The organism is Mucilaginibacter sp. PAMB04274 (assembly GCF_039634385.2).
Lineage (GTDB): Bacteria > Bacteroidota > Bacteroidia > Sphingobacteriales > Sphingobacteriaceae > Mucilaginibacter.
This window is the reverse complement of the sequence record NZ_CP155081.2, coordinates 5421831-5441053: the sequence shown is the minus strand read 5'-3', so window position 1 is coordinate 5441053 and position 19223 is coordinate 5421831. Positions and strand designations below refer to the sequence as shown.

Annotated in this window: 9 protein-coding genes; 8 read left to right on the top strand and 1 reads right to left on the bottom strand. The window is 43.2% G+C overall.

The window, feature by feature from the left end:
• Position 1: 1 nt before the first annotated feature.
• Positions 2-1960 (bottom strand): heparinase II/III family protein, encoded by a 1959-nt coding sequence (locus ABDD95_RS23180; protein ID WP_345949747.1) that lies wholly within the window; start codon positions 1958-1960, stop codon positions 2-4.
• A 437-nt stretch (positions 1961-2397) separates the two neighbouring features.
• Between ABDD95_RS23180 and ABDD95_RS23175 the strand changes: the two genes are divergently transcribed.
• The 8 genes from ABDD95_RS23175 (at position 2398) to ABDD95_RS23140 (ending at position 19211) form a co-directional block, all read left to right on the top strand.
• Positions 2398-6513, top strand: coding sequence for a two-component regulator propeller domain-containing protein (locus ABDD95_RS23175; RefSeq protein WP_345949746.1), 4116 nt, complete (start codon positions 2398-2400; stop codon positions 6511-6513).
• Positions 6514-6704: 191 nt separating this feature from the next.
• Complete coding sequence (locus tag ABDD95_RS23170; protein ID WP_345949745.1) at positions 6705-9086, top strand: glycoside hydrolase family 3 N-terminal domain-containing protein; 2382 nt, start codon at positions 6705-6707, stop codon at positions 9084-9086.
• A gap of 132 nt (positions 9087-9218) precedes the next feature.
• A complete protein-coding gene (locus ABDD95_RS23165; protein ID WP_345949744.1) occupies positions 9219-12410 on the top strand; it encodes a TonB-dependent receptor in 3192 nt (1063 codons plus the stop codon).
• A 20-nt stretch (positions 12411-12430) separates the two neighbouring features.
• Entirely contained in the window at positions 12431-14413 is a 1983-nt protein-coding gene (locus ABDD95_RS23160) for a RagB/SusD family nutrient uptake outer membrane protein (RefSeq protein WP_345949743.1), read from the top strand.
• A gap of 16 nt (positions 14414-14429) precedes the next feature.
• Positions 14430-15458: a DUF5017 domain-containing protein gene (locus tag ABDD95_RS23155; RefSeq protein WP_345949742.1), complete on the top strand. Its 1029-nt coding sequence runs from the start codon at positions 14430-14432 to the stop codon at positions 15456-15458.
• 1 nt (position 15459) lies between these two features.
• Positions 15460-16356 carry a hypothetical protein gene (locus ABDD95_RS23150; protein ID WP_345949741.1) on the top strand — a complete coding sequence of 299 codons (897 nt, stop codon included), beginning with the start codon at positions 15460-15462 and terminating at the stop codon, positions 16354-16356.
• A 16-nt stretch (positions 16357-16372) separates the two neighbouring features.
• Positions 16373-17590 (top strand): right-handed parallel beta-helix repeat-containing protein, encoded by a 1218-nt coding sequence (locus ABDD95_RS23145; protein WP_345949740.1) that lies wholly within the window; start codon positions 16373-16375, stop codon positions 17588-17590.
• Between the two features lies 1 nt (position 17591).
• On the top strand, positions 17592-19211 hold the full coding sequence (locus tag ABDD95_RS23140; protein WP_345949739.1) for a beta-N-acetylhexosaminidase: 1620 nt from the start codon (positions 17592-17594) through the stop codon (positions 19209-19211).
• Positions 19212-19223: the final 12 nt, after the last annotated feature.

Sequence of the window (19223 nt, the reverse complement as noted above, 5' to 3'; positions counted from 1 at the left end):
GTTAAAGTGATGTAATTGGCTTGAAAGTGACCGTGATGGAGCCAGATTCCGAAGGGTCCAGCACGATTCCTATACGGGTGAATGATGGTGAATTTTCTTCAATTTTTTCGGATATGATGTGAAAGCCTTTTGGGGTCTTGATGATGGCTATCATCTTTTCTTTTTCACCATCGAACTCAATGCTGTCAGGTCCGGTTTGACGCCATCCGGCCCGCGTGATCAACGCGAATTCGAAGTTTGCTTTAGCTTTGAACTGAAAGTCGTCCTTTACCGTCAAAGAACTCAAATCTTGTCGGTCATAAAGAAATGTTCGCTTTAATTGAGTAAGGTTAGGCACCTTGTATGCTGAAGATATGTCCATGGTAAATTCATCTCGCTGATCCGTAAAGTTTGCTTTTGAGATGACAGCTTGGGCTGCAGCTCCAGCTTGCTGGTCCTTTCCAGCAACTAAAGGAACTGGGTGCCCGTATGACCCAATGGATTTAAAAGTATAGCGTTCGGGGCCAAATGTTTTAGCAGAGTAAACAAAGGGGCCGCCAGGATCTCCCATGAGCATCTCATTACCCACAACTACGCTAAACGATCCTACATCGTTGTGATTGTGGATTTCATTATTGTTGCCGCCTTTGAGGGCGGCTCCCATTTTGCCACGAGTGCCAGGAAGCGGTCTAACCACCAACACGCCAGCCTCCTTGAAATAAGACCTCAAGCCAGGCGATAGTGATGAATTTACCGCCTTAATCTGACTTTCGGAAGCTGAGTTTGGGAAAACCTGCATGATATCTTCAATTAGGTCAGCCGTTTGCCCTTTAAAGCTTAAAGTGTCATATTTTGTTAATCCAAGTCCGAGGGTGCGGCTGCAGTACCACAATATATTCGCAGGTGCCTTAAGTCCAACATGGCAATCAGCAATATAGGGATAAACATCGTTGATAATTTCTAAGTTAGGCGCATAAGCGGCAATCCGTTTGATTTTCGGATCTGCAAACAAGTCAATATGCCCGTTGGTTGCTTTGAAAACGCTCTCACGCAGAAGTATATAGTGTCCAAATCCGTATGCGTAATACCCGAGACCTTCTGTACAATAACCTTCATCTGTAAATCCAGCTATACTATTTTTCGAGTAACGTTCTGCGATGGCGACAAATTTTGCGCGTTCTTTAGGTTCTGGAATTAGTGCCAATGCAGCGCCGGTAACACCCGCCAGGCAAACGGAATTCCAGTTGTTGGTCCAGGTGAGCCAGTAATGGTAATTATTTCCCGTTCTTAGAGAGGTCAGCACTGGTTCAAAAATATGCTTGTTCATTTGAACAAGGACTTCCTTACGCAACGATGGCGGTATTTTGTCATCGAGTAGATATAAAGCTTGTGCAATGTTTTGCGCAAGAACGGATGCCCCTAAATCCACCGTGTAATAGCGACCCTCAATGTTTTGTTTAGTTTTGTCATGTGCCGGCAGCGACCAAGATTTTTGGTGGATTAATTCGGTTAACACCATCTGGATAGTGCCAGTGAACCGCCCTTTATTTTCCAAGCATTCTGCCCAAACCAATGGTATTAGCCAGCTTGACCTGGCGCTCATCATCCGTTCACCTTCGGTGCGTGTACCTTTCGTGAAGTACATTAAATATTGTTCATCATCCCACGCAGGGAACGGTTTGCCTAACAGCAAAACTGCTTTTTCAAGAACTCTAGTATAAGCAGGATCTTGATAGAGTTTATTCCAAACTGTACGGTTGTGATAGTTTTCACCCAAACCTTGAGGTGCGGGCGGAAGCAGCTCTGCTATTTGCGTAACCCGTTTCATGTCCAGAGGTATGAGAGTGGCCACTGTTTTCAACACATCCATAGAGTCCCGAGCTCGACCCGGTAAATTTTTGGCTTGTGCTACTCCTAAAGACAGGGCCGCGACAAGAGCAATAAGTATTTTTTTGTTCTTCATAATAATTTCTGCACTCATGCTATCTACATAGCAGTAATCCTAGTTTAAGGTAGAACGACTGGTAATGAAATTTTCTCTTCAACTATTTTATTACAAAGGTTTTCCAGCAATAAACCCTGCATCAAAAAATTGTAAGGACATGAATTGGTCTGTAAAGCCCACCTTGTAATGATCACGTGATGAGTTAAAGTCCAAAACTACCGGCATTTTTATAGCTCTTGAGGGTAATTTTCGGTTATTTCAGGGGTAATAATTAGTCTTTAGTGTGTTATCCCTAAATAATATTGTAGATACTTGCTTCATTTGTATTCCGATTATAAACAATTTCTTTGCAAGGATGCGTCAAGAGTAGCTGCTTACACTTGCCTGTTGCCAAGTGGTAATGCCCTTTCTTTTAGGCACCTAACGATTGACATTTTCTGCAAAAAAAAGTTACATTTAGGATTTAATAGACGATGAGGAAGTTTTGGTGCGTGATTTTGTTGTTGTTAGCCTGTTCAGCAGCTTATCCTCAGCTTTCTTTTGATCACCTTACCGTAGCTAACGGACTATCGCAAAGTTCGGTGATCTCGATATGCAAGGATAGTAGAGGTTATATGTGGTTTGGGACCCGCGATCGCCTAAACCGCTATGACGCGCGTTCGATTAAAACCTTTAACCACGATTACAAAGATCCAGGCAGCATCAGCTGCAGTGATTATGTGTTCTCAATTATTGAAGACAGCAAAAAGAACCTTTGGGTTGGCACCGTTAAAGGGCTAAACCGGTACCGGCCTGAGAATAATTCCTTTGAACATTTTCTGCACAATCCAGCAAAAAAGCATTCTATCAGTGATGATAATGTTTACTGTATCTACAACGATCGAAAAGGTAGAATATGGATTGGGACGAACAACGGCTTGAATCTCTTGGCAAACTCCGCCTCTCGAGAATTCATGCACTTCTTCAAAGCGAAGATAGGTCAACCCGGCTTGTCCAGTAATCAGGTATATGCCATCTATGAAGATCATGCCGGTAATATATGGGTAGGTGGCAGCAACGGTCTAACCAAAATTTCGTACGCAAAAGGGAAATACCAGTATTTAGTTTTTCCTAGTACGGGTAATGATCCCGACAGCCTTCATGGTAATGCCGTGAGGACGATAACTGAAGACCGCCAGCACCGCCTCTGGTTCGGCACGGAAACCGGGGGGCTGAACCTTTATAACCCGGAAACTGCTTCTTTTACGCACTTTAAACATGATCCGCTAAATCAAAACAGCTTGAGTCATAATGACGTTAGGAAAATTATACTAGACAAAACTGGTCAGCTTTGGGTCGGCACAATTAACGGACTTAATATCCTGAATCCCGAAACGCAAACCTTCGTGCGTTATGAGCATGATGCAGAAAATCGTAGGAGTTTAAGTGATAATTCTATAAAAGATATTTACCAGGACCAAAATGGCAGTATCTGGATTGGTACTACTTATGGTGGTGTAAATGTGGTTCATCCGGACAATATACCTTTCAAGGTTTATCAAGCCAATAAATTCAAAAATAGCATTAGTGGCAATATCATAAGTGCTATAATTGCCGGCCCAAAAGGAAACTTATGGATTGGAACAGAGGGTTACGGCCTAAACCAGTTTAACACTGTCTCTGGCGAATTCAAACATTACAAAAACCAGCCTGCCAACAAGCAAAGCTTATCGACAAATTTTGTGAAAGCAGTATACCGCGATAGCAAGGATAACCTTTGGGTAGGTTTGCATCAGGGCGGCCTGGAGCTGTTTCAGCCGGCAGGGGAGAATTTTAAGCACTTCCGGCACGATCCCAACAATGCTGCATCTATAAGCAGCGATATTGTCAGCAGTTTACTTGAAGACAGTCGGGGGCGCTTTTGGGTAGGCACCTCAAACGGGTTGAATATATTAGATCTGCAGTCTCAAAGGTTCAGAATGTACTTGTCGGATCCGGTTAAACCATTCAGGCTGACAAAAGAGAGTGTTCGATGTATTTATGAAGATTCTAAACATAATATTTGGGTTGGTACAACCGTAGGATTAAATCTGCTTAGACCAACGTCTGCTTCGTTTAAGTGGTTCATGGCCAATGAACGTAATCCAAACAGTTTAAAGGTCGGGTACATCAATTGCATAAAGGAAGATAGCCAGGGAAACGTCTGGGTCGGCTCTTTTCATGGTGGCCTGAGCCGTTATATTCCTTCCAAAGGGTCTTTCATAACTTACGGCATTTCACAGGGACTGTCGAGCGATAATGTATTGAATATACAACAGGGCGATGCCAATACGCTATGGATCAGTACCGACAATGGCTTAGTTAGTTTTGACTTACGCTCATATAAATTCAAGAGCTTTACGGTAAAAGATGGCTTGCCGACAAATGAATTTAACTATAACTCTTCGTTCAAAGATGAAAGGGGTAACCTGTTTTTGGGTACCTATAACGGCCTAGTTAGCTTTAATCCCAGAGAAATAAAATCCAACGAGATTGAGCCGGTTGTTCAGCTATCGGGATTGAAGCTGTTCAACGAACCCGTAGCGATCGGTGACAAAACTGGTCTTCTTCACCAGGATATAAGTCTAACTAAAGAAATTACTTTTAACCACAACCAGAACGTATTCAGTATCGACTTCACTTCTCTCAATTTTGACAAGCCCGACCGTAACCAATTCATGTTTAAATTGGATGGTTTTGAAAAAAAATGGAATTATGTTAGTGTGCCTACAGCAACTTACACAAATCTGCCAGCTGGAGAATATGACTTCTTGCTTCGTGGCAGCAATAATGATGGTGTTTGGAGCAAAACTATTAAGAAACTGCACATACGTATATTACCACCTTTTTGGCTAACATGGTGGGCTTACCTGGCTTACCTCATTATTTTTGGTGTTACACTTTATCTAGTAATAAGATTTTTTCGCCGCCAAGCACGCCTGGAACGTGACTTGTATTATGAACATCTGAATTACGAGCGGCAACAGGAAGTACATCAGTTAAAATTGGACTTCTTTACAAAGATCTCTCACGAAATACGAACTCCACTTTCATTGATCCTAGCTCCTGTAGAAAGTTTACTCGAAGCAGAAAAGGGAAATATAGTTCTTCGTCAGCATTTACAATATGTAAAGCAGAACGCAAACCGACTGATGCGGCTGGTGAACGAGTTATTAGACTTTAGGAAAGCGGAAAACGGGTTTTTAAAGCTCCGGGTAGCAGAGCAGGATATTTCAGCTTTCTGCAAAGATATTTTTGAGTCTTTTGCTGGTCTGGCTGCCTCCAGAAATATTACTTATTTATTTGAAGCAGATGAGCATCCAGTAGCTTTGTATTTCGACGCCTCACAGTTGGAAAAGGTACTTTTTAATATCTTGTCTAACGCTTTTAAGTTTACGCCTGATAACGGTACCATCCTTGTTGCTTTAAAAACGGGATCTAGTAGTGTAGAAATCCATTTAACTGATAATGGACCCGGTATTAGTAAGGAGGGGCAGGAACATATTTTTGAAAATTTTTACCAGGATAAAGGCGCAGCCGACGCATCAGGCTGGGGTATAGGATTGGCGCTGGCAAAAAATATTGTTGACTTGCATAAAGGTGAGATTACTGTCGATAGTGTACAAGCTACAGAAAAGCATAGCGGTACAACTACCTTCAAGGTTATTCTTGCTCGCGGATTATCCCACTTTTCAGCAGATCAGTTTGCCAAGTCTTTGAATTCATTGAAAATCGAAAACGAGGAAATCCTGAGTCCGGTTAGCCTTCCTACACTGGGCCATGAAACCGAATTGCAAGTTGAAAAGCCTGTGCTGTTGCTCGTTGAGGATAATCAGGAAGTCCGCGATTTCTTAAAAGTTACTTTATGCCGTGACTATCAAATATACGAAAGTGAAAATGGTAAGGAAGGCTGGGAGGCTGCACTTAAAACAATACCGGATCTCGTTATTAGTGATGTAGCTATGCCCATTATGGACGGCTATGCCTTATGTGGGAATATAAAAGCGGATGAACGTACCAATCACATTCCGGTTATTCTTTTAACTGCCAAAGCCGATCAAAACAACCAGCTAGACGGCTTAAAGAGGGGGGCAGATGTATACATTACCAAGCCATTCAGCGTCAATATCCTGCAGCAGCATATTCGTAATTTACTGTCGGTGAGGCAGGCCATGCGCCAGAAATTTTCGCAACAGATGTTGCTGATGCCAACTAGCCGTGTGATTGATTCACCGGATGAAACTTTCTTAAATAAATTACTGCGAATTACCGAGTCACATCTTGAAAACCCAGACTTTGATGTTGCGATGCTTGTTGATAAGGCTGGCATGAGTCAAACTGTATTATACCGTAAAATTAAGGCTCTTTCCGGAATGTCAATCTCTGATTTCATCAAATCGGTAAGGTTAAAGCAAGCTGCCGCCTTGCTTGTGCAAAATAAATTGACGATTGCAGAAGTTGCTTATGCAGTCGGCTTTAATGACCGGAAGTATTTTAGTAAGGAATTTAAAAAGCAGTTTGGCAAGTCTCCATCTGATTATGTAACCCAAGTGCTTACCCACGAGGTTTAAGTTGATTTTTAACCTTTCTTTTCTCATTTCTTAACATAGCCGATTCCTTACCCCTAATTCGGCGGCATTTTACCCTCTAAAAAAGTGTATTGCATCTCATCTTCGTCTTTGCCAGAACGCATCGACAGTTTGATCTTGCATGCATGTACGGCGCATTGAAACCAAAACTGATTATATTCAAAACTATTTATATGACCCGTACTCTACTACGTGTAATTTTATTATTCCTCTTATTTACCTCTATTGCTTTCCGACCTAAGCCTAACATTTATAAAAAAGGTTGGATTGACCTGAATAAAAACGGCAAAAAAGATTTGTACGAAGATTCAGAGCAACCGATTGAGCAGCGCCTTGATAACCTCATAGCGCAAATGAATCTAAACGAAAAAACTTGCCAAATGGCCACCCTGTATGGATACGATCGTATCTTAAAGGATTCTCTTCCGACACCAGCATGGAAAGAGAAAATCTGGAAAGATGGTATTGCCAATATTGATGAACACCTGAATGGTTTTGTTAATTGGGATAAAATCTCCTCCAGCCCTTATGTAACAGATATCGAAAAACATGTATGGGCGATGAACGAAGCCCAACGGTTTTTTATTGAACAAACCAGGTTAGGCATTCCGGCGGATTTTACAGATGAAGGCATAAGGGGTGTAGAAGCTTACCAAGCTACCGCTTTCCCTACACAACTGAATATGGGAATGACATGGGATAAAGAACTTGTTCGGCAGGAAGGATTGATTACCGGAATGGAAGCACGAGCACTGGGTTATACCAATGTTTATGCGCCTATTCTGGATGTGGCGCGCGATCAGCGCTGGGGGCGCTTGGAGGAAGTATTTGGCGAGGATCCGTACTTAGTTGCACGTCTAGGTGTAGAAATGGCAACCGGGATGCAACACAACAACCAGATAGCTGCTACGGCTAAACATTTTGCCGTCTACAGCGCCAATAAAGGAGCTAGAGAAGGATTGGCACGGACTGACCCACAGATTGCTCCTCGTGAAGTTGAGAATATTTTGCTTTACCCATTTAAAAAAGTAATCAAGGAAGCTGGAATAATGGGAGTCATGAGCTCTTATAACGATTACGATGGCATACCTGTGTCGGGAAGTAGTTATTGGCTTATTCAGCGATTAAGGCAAGAAATGGGCTTCAAAGGTTACGTGGTCAGTGACAGTGATGCTCTGGAGTATTTGTATCGTAAACACCATGTTGCTGCTAATCTTAAAGAAGCCGTTTATCAAGCATTTATGGCAGGAATGAACGTGCGGACGACTTTCAAAGAGCCAGACAGTATCATACTCTATGCCCGTGAATTAGTGAAAGAAGGACGCCTTCCTATGGATACGCTGAATAGCAGGGTACGGGATGTATTACGCGTCAAGTTCAAGCTGGGTTTATTTGACCACCCGTATGTGTTAAACGCAAAAGCTTCTGCTCTTCTTGTCAATAGTAAAGGCAACCAGGCTGTTGCTTTAAGAGCATCTAAAGAAAGCATTGTCCTCCTAAAGAACCGCAACCGGGTACTTCCATTGGCTAAACAGCAAAAAGTTGCAGTAATTGGTCCAAATGCGGCTAATGATGCCTATGCGCACGGCCACTACGGTCCGCTTAAGTCAGAAAGTACAAATATTCTGCAAGGAATTATTGCTAAAATAGGCAGGGCTAATGTTTCTTACGCTCAAGGCTGTACCTTGGTGGACAAGCACTGGCCCGAAAGTGAGATCATGCCGGTAGACCCAACAGTTGCTGAACAGGCCGCCATAGATAGCGCCGTTCAGGTGGCCCGTCAGGCTGATGTTGCCGTTGTTGCATTGGGTGGCAATACTTTAACTGCCGGTGAAAATAAAAGTCGAACCAGTCTGGATCTACCCGGATTTCAGTTGCGATTGGTAAAAGCTATCAAAGCGTCGGGCAAGCCGGTTGTAGTGGTATTGATTGGCTCTCAGCCGATGACAATCAATTGGATTGACCAACAGATTGACGGAATAATATATGCTGGATACCCCGGCGCTCAGGGAGGTACCGCTATCGCAGATGTATTATTCGGAGACTACAACCCAGGCGGCAAGCTTACGCTAACCTTTCCTAAATCTGTAGGACAGCTGCCTTTAAATTTTCCTGCTAAACCTAATTCTCAAACTGATGAAGGAGAATTGGCTAAAGTTAAAGGCTTACTGTACCCGTTTGGCTTTGGCTTAAGCTATACCTCATTTGTATATAAAGACCTGAAATTAACAAATAACCTGCGTGGCGACGAAGGGCAGGTAACTGTTTCGTTTACAATTACAAACAATGGCAAAGTGAGCGGCGACGAGATACCGCAGTTGTACATACGCGACTTGTTGAGTTCGGTTACAACTTACGAGAAAGTACTTCGGGGCTTTGACCGGATTACGCTTAAGCCGGGAGAAAGCAAGCCGGTTAGTTTTTCCCTTGTTGCAGATGATCTCAAACTTTTCAACAGAGAAATGAAATATGTGCTTGAACTCGGGGACTTCAAGGTTATGGTCGGTAGTTCTTCTCAGGATATTCGACTGGAAGGAAAGTTCACGATCCAATAGCTAACATAAAAATCATTCATAAAGCTATAACCAGCCATTTTTTAACAACATAGTATTAGTTGCGCCAATAACCAATAAATAACCAACAATTATGAACATGACGAATGCTCCAGTAAACCAATTTAAACCATTATGAAAAAAATTCTACATTCTCATATTGATGCCTACCGACGGGGCAGTTGTTTAAGAATCCTCGTCTTCTTCCTCGTGCTCAATTCAGGTTTCTATAGTGCATTTGCACAGGTTCGGAAGATTTCGGGCGCTGTGACAGACGCTAAAGGCGAACCTTTAACAGGGGTTACAGTGAAAGTTAAGAACGGACCGGCCGGTACAGTCACCGATGTACAAGGTAGGTTCACGATCAATGTGCCAAATCCACAAGCTACATTGGTTTTTAGTTACATCGGTTTTGTAACACAAGAACAAGCTATTGGTAACCGCGAACAGATCACAGTTACCTTAGTGGAACAAAAGTCTGACCTGAATGAAGTTGTTGTCATCGGCTACGGAACGGCCCGGAAAAAGGATTTGACAGGCTCAGTTGGACAAGTTCCCGTTACTGACATGACTAAAGCACCTGTCCGGTCAATTGATGAATCGCTTGCTGGACGTGTGGCCGGTGTGCAAATTAACTCTAGTGATGGTCAGCCCGGCTCACAAGCTAATATCGTAATTCGTGGCCCCAATTCTATCACGCAGGACAATTCCCCTTTATATGTGGTTGACGGCTTCCCTATTGAGGGATTTAACTTGAATACCTTTAACCCACAAGATATCCAATCAATCGAAGTACTTAAAGATGCGTCTTCAACAGCAATCTATGGAGCTCGTGGTGCTAATGGCGTCGTTATCATCAACACGAAAAAGGGTGTTACCGGTACTCCTAAAATTAACTTCACTACAACTCAAAGCTACAATGCCAACATCAAAAGGATGAAGTTAATGAATGCCTACGATTTCCTGTCCTACAACCTGGAACGTGACGGTACTTTAGGCAATGCTTTAAACCCAACGCCTACTTACATTTACTTAGCTCAGCCGAGTAGGACACTGGAAGATTATAGAAATTATCAATCGACCGACTGGCAGTCGCCGTTTTTCAAAACAGGCAGGTTAAGTAACTACTCTCTAGCCTTGCGGGGTGGAACGGCCCAAACCTTATATTCTGTATCCGGCTCTATCGATGATCAAACCGGGACGATCATCGCAACCGGTTACCAACGTTACCAGGGTAGGGTGACTTTGGATCAAACCGTAAATACCAAATTAAAAGTAGGAATTAACGCCAACTATGCCCGTTTGAAGCAGTATGGCAATGCTGCCTCAACCTCTACAAACAGTGGCACAACCAACATTCTTTACAGTGTCTGGGGTTATAGTCCACTCACCACGTTTACCGAGGACGATAGCTTAGACCCTACGACTAATACATCCAATGATTATAAGTTCAACCCCGTGTTGAATCAAATGAACCTTGTTCGTGATGTATATACTAATAATCTAAACGTAAATACGTATTTAACTTACAATATAACCCCGGAACTGGTGTTTAAGGCCACTGGTGTGATCAACAATACGGTTACAGAGAACGAAAATTTTAACAACACACGTACTTACTATGGTAGCCCAACCAGTAACGCTGGTTTGACCAATGGCGTTAACGGGTCTGTCATGACTACGAAAGTGAATAATTGGGCCAACGAGAATACATTGACCTACACAAAAACATTCGCCCAGTCTCATAACCTAAACATCTTGCTTGGTTTTACTCAACAAGGAAATACGTCTACTGTAAGGGGCTTTGGAGCCAATTTTTTGCCGAACGAATCATTAGGTGTTAGCGGATTGGACGAGGGAACGTTAGCTCCAGCATCAACACGGGCCAGCAGTTCGTTATGGAATGCTGCATCCTTTTTGGGGCGTGTTGCCTACAATTACAGGTCTAAGTACTATTTCACAGGATCTTACAGGGCGGATGGGTCATCCAAATTTAGCAGTAATAATCATTGGAGCTATTTCCCGTCCGGCGCACTAGCCTGGCGTTTCACCGAAGAAGGATTTCTTAAAAATAAGAGTGTTCTTACTGACGGTAAGATCAGGGCAAGTTACGGTAGAACAGGCAACAACAGAGTTGGCGACTTCTCTTACTTGGCCAGATATGCCGTTCAACCGGGTTCCAGCTATGTTTTTAATAACGCCTATGTTCCTATTATTGTGCCTTTGACAATTGCCAATCCTGATCTAAAATGGGAGACTACAGATCAGTATGACGCAGGTTTAGATTTAGCTTTTTTAAAAAGTCGAGTTAATCTGACTGTTGATATTTACCGTAAAAAAACGGCTAACCTGCTCCTAAATGCTACCCTACCTGCTTCGTCAGGATACGGCAGTGCAATTGAAAACATCGGCAGCGTTCAGAATCAAGGTTTAGAAATTACGCTGAATACTGTTAACATCAATAGCCAGAATTTTCAATGGAGCTCAAGCTTTAATATATCTTTTAATCAAAACAAGGTATTGTCCTTGGCTAACAACCAACAGACTTTGTTAACCGGTATTTCTTGGGATAACAACTGGTCTGGAATTCCGGCCTACATTGCCAAGATTGGCCAGCCACTAGGATTGATGTATGGTTATGTATGGGACGGCAACTATCAGTACAGTGACTTTACAAAAACATCAACCAATACCTACCTGCTTAGAGATAATGTACCGTCTAACGGTAATGCCCGCTCCTCTATACAGCCAGGCGACATTAAATACAAGGATATCAATGGAGATGGTGTCGTAAACACCGCTGACTATACAATTATCGGTCATTCCCTGCCGGTGCATATTGGAGGTTTCAACAACAATTTTGTATATAAGAACTTTGATCTAAATGTCTTTTTTCAATGGTCTTACGGCAATCAGCTGCAAAATACCAGCCGTATGGTTTTTGAAGGAAATGCGCTTAATAAGACCTTCTTGGAACAATTTGACAGCTACACAGATCATTGGATGCCAAACAATACAGCTTCTGCAAATTACCGTGTCAATGGCTTCTTTGGCGGAGGATATTCAACAAGAACAATTGAAGACGGCTCATACCTTCGGCTAAAAACCGTTCAGTTCGGGTATAACCTTCCTAAAAAGTGGCTCGATAAGGTTAAAATAACCTCGCTGCGCATCTATGTTTCAGGGCAAAACCTTTATACATGGACCAAGTACACAGGTTTGGATCCAGAGGTAAGCACTTATAATTCAGCATTAACTGGTGGATTTGATTATAGTGCCTATCCGCGTCCACGGACTCTCGCCTTTGGTGCCAATGTTACTTTTTAAACCGCAAAATAAACATGATTATGAAAAAGATTATCTGTCTCATATTAACCGTACTCTGTATGGGTGTGGTTTCCTGTAAGAAATTTTTAGATACGGTACCCACTGATCAACTAGTGCCGGATAATTATTATGATACCGAAGCTAAGTTAACCAACGCTCTAGCAGGGGTTTATCAGCCGCTGAGCTCACCAGGTGTTTATGGCGATGCCCTTTTTGACGCCCTAGGTGCACCAACAGATGAAGGTTTTTATGCTCGTTCCGGGCAAACAACAGGAACAATGGTATACAACTTTGACTATGGTAACGCAGACCTCAGTAACTTTTGGAATACCCTGTTCAGAGGAGTAGAAAGAGCTAATCTCCTAATCAAGAATATCAATATTGCACAAATGGACGAGAGTAAGCGCCAGGTTGTTTTGGGTGAAGCGCTGTTCCTTAGAGGCTATTATTATTATCTGTTGGTCACTTATTTTGGTGATGTTCCTCTTAAGATAGAACCAACGCCTTCAGTTTCTGGGGTTAATATTCCAAGAACGCCCTCGAAACAAGTTTATGACCAAATATTGGCAGATATGCAGGCTGCAGAAGCAAAGGTTAGCACAGCGACTGTTTTGGGCTCTCCAAGCCGGGTATCGAAAACTACAGTAGAAGGTATTCTCGCCAGAGTCTGCTTGCAAATGGCTGGTTATCCTTTGAACGATGAATCCAAATATGCCGAGGCATTGAAATGGGCAAAAATGGTACAAGCATCGGGTGAACATGCTTTGAATAGAAGCTATCGCCAACTTTTCATCAACATGCACCAGGACCTGTATGATATTAAGGAGAGTATGTGGGAAATGGACTATAAGGGAACGGGTGCCGATGGTTCAGGTAATCAGAATCGCCTAGGAAATACGAATGGTATTGCCCTCTCGGTAAATTTTGACCAAGTGGGTTATAGTTACGGTTTTGTGAACACCACCGCCAAATTATTTAACTTATACCAACCAGGTGACCTCAGACGTGATTGGAATATTGCTCCATTCAGTTATAACACCACCACAAATCCGGTCAGCTACAATTATTTTACACCGGCGCAGATCTATAACCGGAATGCGAGTAAATGGCGGAGAGAATATGAGCTGTCTGCTGTAAAAGCAAAAAATTATACGCCAATTAATTTTCCGGTTCTACGCTATGCTGATGTTCTGCTTATGATCGCGGAAGCTGAAAACCATATTAACGGTCCGACGGCAGTTGCTTATGATGCCATTAATCAAGTGCGAAGGAGAGGGTTCGGCCTTGATCCCGCCACTGCAGGTGTAACGCAGAACGTGTTAAACACTGTGACTTTAGCCACCACAGGAAATACCGGCTATTTGACCACCAATGTGAATATCCCTGTTACGTTTACCGGGGGTGGTGGTACCGGAGCAACAGGTATGGCCGTTGTGGCTACCACCGGTAAGGTTACGGCTGTTGCTATTCTAAACCCGGGATCGGGTTATACTTCTGCACCAACCGTCAACATTGGTAACGCCTGGCAGCCCAATACAGCCTACACTACCGGAACCCAGATTTATAATGGAAATAACCTCTATACAGTTACTACTTCTGGAACCTCTACGGCTATGGGCCCTACGCAAACAGCTGGTGCATCAACTGCTGCAGCTACAGGTGCAGTATTTACTTATGCGGGCCAACGTGCAACGGCAACCGTTACCATCGCTTCATCTCCGGTAGACCTAAGCGGTCTAACAAAAGATCAATTTCAATTAGCGCTTCAGGATGAGCGCGCTCGGGAGCTCTGTTATGAAGCCCAACGTAAACCGGATTTGATCCGTTGGGGTATTTGGGTACAGACGATGAACAACGTGGCTGCGGAGATCCGGGCAAACGGAGGATCTTTTGCATATGGCGCTTTAGCCGGCTCTAACATAACCAGCCGTAATCTGCTTTACCCAATTCCAGCTTCGGAGCTGACGGTAAATAATGCGGCTACTCAAAATCCAGGTTGGTAAATTAATCTATGCAATCATGTCAATTAAAATAAAAATATTCCAGTTCATTACCCCTATGGTGGCAGCGCTTTTGCTGGGTTCCTATGGGTGCAGCAAGAAAAACGAAGCAGAACCTATAAGCTTTGACGTCACCACAACAAAGGTGAATGGCACTTCAACCTCTGCTTTCGGGCGGCAGGATACAGTTATTTTTAAATTTTCGGGTAATCCTGATATGATTACCTTTTACTCCGGCGAGGTCGGCAAACGATATGAGTATATCTCCCGTACGAATGCAACGGGTACTCCCCAGCTTCAGTTCAGTAGCCTTCGTGCCAATGGTTCGCAGGCAGGGAGTTTGTCCTTGTTAATTTCTACTGATTTTAAAGGAGCTAAAGCGGGGTTAGTCAATGGCGTTTTTACACGCGATACGGCAGGGACTAACGCCAATATAGCCGCTGCTACCTGGACCGATATTACTGGCCGTGCGACGCTTTCTACAGGTGCAGCTGCGGCTGTATCTTCCGGCACTATCAACCTTTCAGAATTTTCAAAGGGCCAACCGGTTTTTTTGGCGTTCAAATACACCGCTGCGCCCGGCTCTATTCAAAATAAATGGACCATTACCAATTTCGCTATTACCAATGTTTTAAGTGACAATACATCTTACACCATCGCTAACCTGAATGGGCCTGCCAGCGCCATTAGTAACTATGGAGTAAATACCTTTGGCCCTGGTTGGGCTGTCTCCTTTGACCCAGCCAAGAATACTAATAACATTGGATGGGTTTATACCGACAAGACATCACTTGTCATCACTGGCGCCGCCACAGCCGCCGCTGCTACTGCCGGAGTAGAAGCATGGGCGATCACTGGACCAATTGATTTAACCCGCGTGACTCCAGATGCTGGTACCAGCATCAAAAATATAACGGCAAAACTGCCATCATATCAATACAATTATGCTGCGCCAGGCAAATATAATGCTGTGTTTGTTGCCGTGAATGCCACATCCGACGAAAGCAGGAGCTTAAATCGTACAGCCAGTTTAACCGTTAATCCTTAAAATGAGAACCATGCGGAATTATGGGATGTTACTGTTACTGATTGATTTGTTTTTCATAATGGGTATCAAGAGCGGGAACGCTCAGGATGCTAAGAGGCACCCATTCAACATCTACGGCTTCATTGTCTATGCAGGGTATATTAAGCAAGGTGTGAAGCAACAAAATTCAATGTCGCAACTGCAAAATTATTTGCAGTCCATAGGTATTGGAAAGTATAACTTGATTTACGAACATAAGGTGCTGGATTATCCCAATGGAGATAAAAAGAACGGAACAATTAATCTAAATCGGATGGATTCATTAGCCGCATTAGCGGTTAATGAACCTACTGGTTTGGTAAGCCTCGACCTTGAAGGATGGAACCGATTTGACACATCCAGAACAGTACACCGCATGTTAGACGCCATAAAATCTTTTCGCCGGATTAATAAAGTTTCACCGCTTGGATTTTATGCCACGGTGCCGCAGGATACCTATGGTTTTCCAAAAGACCAGCAACTTTATGAGCGATTAAATAAGGCTTATCGACCTGTAGCTGCTGAAGTGGATTATTACAGTCCTTCCCTCTACAATTATAAAGGCGTAGATAGTCTGGACTGGTACAAAGCTGCTGTTTTCAACTTAGAAGCCTGCCATAAGTATAGCTTTTCCGGAAAGCAAATATTACCGTATATCACGCCTGAGGTTTGGAATGGTGATCAAACCACATTCTTAACCTATGAACAAATGTGGTATCGTCTCAAAGTACTTTATGACCTGGGCGCAGACGGCTGCTTATTGTGGACGAGCAGCAAAACCCGCAATCCGGATGGAACAAAAATATTTGTAGATGAGAATGCCGGGTGGCTGAAAGCTGTCAAGGACTTCATCAAACAGTACCCTTCATCAAACCATTAACCAATACATAACCATTATGAAAACTAAATTGATGATTGCTGCACTGGTAAGCGTAATTGCGGTTACAAGCTGCAAGAAAAACAACCAGGAACCTAAAGATGTATCAGACCAAACTGGAACGGAGAAAGTCAGAGCTAACTCTGTTGCTGACCATGTTATCGAAACGGGAATGACGCTCGCGCAAATTAACGCTGTTATTGCCGGTGCAACGGCTGGTCAAACTGTTTTAGTACAGCCCGGTACATATACAATTACCGGGAAAATTAACATGAAAGCGGGTGTTTCACTGGTCAAGCAAACAACAACCAACCCCATTTTCGATGCAACCAGTTTAGCTTCAATTCTGACCCTGAATTATACAACTGATATGAGCAACGTGACCTTATCAGGCATTACCTTTTGGAATATCCGGATGCAGATTAGTGGTGCAAGTGCGCCGCAAGTGAAATACTGTCTGTTCGATTACGGTAAGCGGGCGGCAAATACTGATAAGTCAAATAACTTAAAAGATGACTATCTGGAATATATCAACACGAACAACGCCCTAGTTTCTAATTGCAATTTCATGCATCGTTCAACAGACCCTGGTAGAGGTGTTTGGGTTAAAGGAGCGACGGATACTAAAGTGTTGAATAATACCTTTGGCAATGGCGGAACGACCGGATATTTCGTTTGTGCCATTAATGATAACAGCCAAAGTAATTCCCTTGTAGACGGTAATATTATTAATCGGAATACAGCCTTAAATGCAAATGATGCCTTAACTGATCATGGTATTTACGGACATAGTTTCAATGGTCTAACTATCAGTAATAACACCATAACCGGCTGGCCAACTAATGGAAGTGGCGGCAGTGTCAAAGTACGTAATGGACAAAACGTGACGATCAGCAATAATACTATGAATGGATCAGGAGTGTTGCTGTATGAATACTCAAACTTGCCAGCCTTTCCTTTTCTTAAAAACGTGGTTGTAATGAGCAATACCATTAATGTAAGCAGTGCTGCCAGTGATCTCTATCATGGTATTGGCTATTACCGGGATAATACAACTGACTCAGAATATTCCATAAAGATCAGCGACAATATTTTGCCAAACGGCAGTATTGTAGCTAATGATACTAAGATCAACATAACTGATTTCAACGCTGCCGGCGGCGGTGTTTATAACAATGATACAGCTGCTGGCTATTTCTTATTAAAAGCCGGCATTACCAATTCAGGCAACTATTAATATGAAGTTCCTTTACTTTTCCATTTACATGCTGATTGGCATGGCTGCCCTTGCGCAGCCATGCCCTATCATTCCACAACCTAATTCGGCTAAAGCAATTACAGAGGAATTTACTTTAACGGAACGAACCGTCATCAGCTACAATGGCGTTGAAATTCAACCGTTGGCAAATTTCTTACAAGCGGATCTGTTAAAATCTGTAGGGCAAACAGCTATAATAGGGAAATTGAGAGTTAGCGGCGGGATTCACCTAGAATTCGTCAAGAAGCTCCGGGCTCAGACAGGCGAAGCCTATGTCTTGACCGTTGGCAGAAAAGGAACCACCATTTCAGCTACATCTTCCCACGGCTTATTCAACGGAATAAACTCCTTCCTGCAACTAATCCGTCTTGGCCAGAAGAATGTGGGAAAAAAGACTATCCGGATAGCGGGTTGGGAAATTAACGACGAACCGCGTTTCGAATGGCGGGGCATCCTTTTAGATGAATCCAGGCATTTTTTTGGAATGAGCACCGTTAAAGAGCTGCTGGATTGGATGGCTTTTTATAAATTAAATAAGTTTCACTGGCACTTAACGGATGAGCCGGCTTGGCGGATTGAGATTAAATCCTATCCCAAACTCACACAGGTCGGCAGCACAGGTAGTTTCGACGACCCGTTGGCTCCAGCTAATTATTATACCCAAGAACAGATCAAAGAAATTGTGGCTTATGCGGGCGCACGTTTCATTGACGTCATCCCGGAGATTGATATGCCGGGTCACGCAACGGCCGCTAACCGAGCCTATCCAGCTTTCAGCGGTGGTGGTTCATCCAAACATCCAGAATTTACTTTTAATCCTGGCTTGGATACAACTTACAGGTACTTAAGCAGCATTTTAAGGGAGGCAGATGCTCTTTTTCCTTCTAACATGGTGCACATAGGCGGTGATGAAGTAAGCTTTGGAAATGAAAAATGGAATAGCATCCTCGAAGTAAAAAAACTTATGAACAGTCAGCGCTTGCGGGATTTGATTGCCGTTGAGCATTACTTTAGTGCTCGTATGGCGGATACCCTGTATAAGCTCAATAACAAAGTTCTGTTGTGGGATGAAGCCGCTGATACTAATCTACCACGTGATAAAACCCAAATTTTCTGGTGGCGGCACGACCACCCGGAGCAACTGAAAAAGGCCCTTGACAAGGGTTTTGCGACTGTCCTTTGCCCACGTTTACCGTTTTATTTTGACTTCAAGCAGGACAGCACGCAACGTTATGGAAGAACATGGGGAAAGGCTTTCGTTTCTCTTGATAAACTTTATGGTTTCAACTTAAATGATCTGCAACTAAGCGAAAAGCAGAGATCCCATATACTAGGTGTGCAAGCCGGCATTTGGACAGAATTTATTCCATCAAAAGCTAAACTGCAATATATGCTTTTCCCGCGTATCACCGCCCTGGCCGAAACAGGCTGGACGCAGGATGCGCGAAAAGACCTTCAAAACTTTTACAGCCGTGTAGCCATGCATACTAGGCTGTATCGGGAAGCAGGGATCTATTATTATGAAAGGCAGAACCCCAAACTGACGCCAGAACCGCTTACCTCTGAACAAATTACTGATCCTGCTAGAGCACAGCAATAATCTACACTTTTG

Coding starts and splice junctions, on each gene's coding strand:
- ABDD95_RS23150 (WP_345949741.1), top strand. CDS start 15,460: ATGAGAACCATGCGGAATTATGGGATGTTACTGTTACTGATTGATTTG.
- ABDD95_RS23165 (WP_345949744.1), top strand. CDS start 9,219: ATGAAAAAAATTCTACATTCTCATATTGATGCCTACCGACGGGGCAGT.
- ABDD95_RS23175 (WP_345949746.1), top strand. CDS start 2,398: ATGAGGAAGTTTTGGTGCGTGATTTTGTTGTTGTTAGCCTGTTCAGCA.
- ABDD95_RS23160 (WP_345949743.1), top strand. CDS start 12,431: ATGAAAAAGATTATCTGTCTCATATTAACCGTACTCTGTATGGGTGTG.
- ABDD95_RS23170 (WP_345949745.1), top strand. CDS start 6,705: ATGACCCGTACTCTACTACGTGTAATTTTATTATTCCTCTTATTTACC.
- ABDD95_RS23140 (WP_345949739.1), top strand. CDS start 17,592: ATGAAGTTCCTTTACTTTTCCATTTACATGCTGATTGGCATGGCTGCC.
- ABDD95_RS23155 (WP_345949742.1), top strand. CDS start 14,430: ATGTCAATTAAAATAAAAATATTCCAGTTCATTACCCCTATGGTGGCA.
- ABDD95_RS23145 (WP_345949740.1), top strand. CDS start 16,373: ATGAAAACTAAATTGATGATTGCTGCACTGGTAAGCGTAATTGCGGTT.
- ABDD95_RS23180 (WP_345949747.1), bottom strand. CDS start 1,960: ATGAGTGCAGAAATTATTATGAAGAACAAAAAAATACTTATTGCTCTT.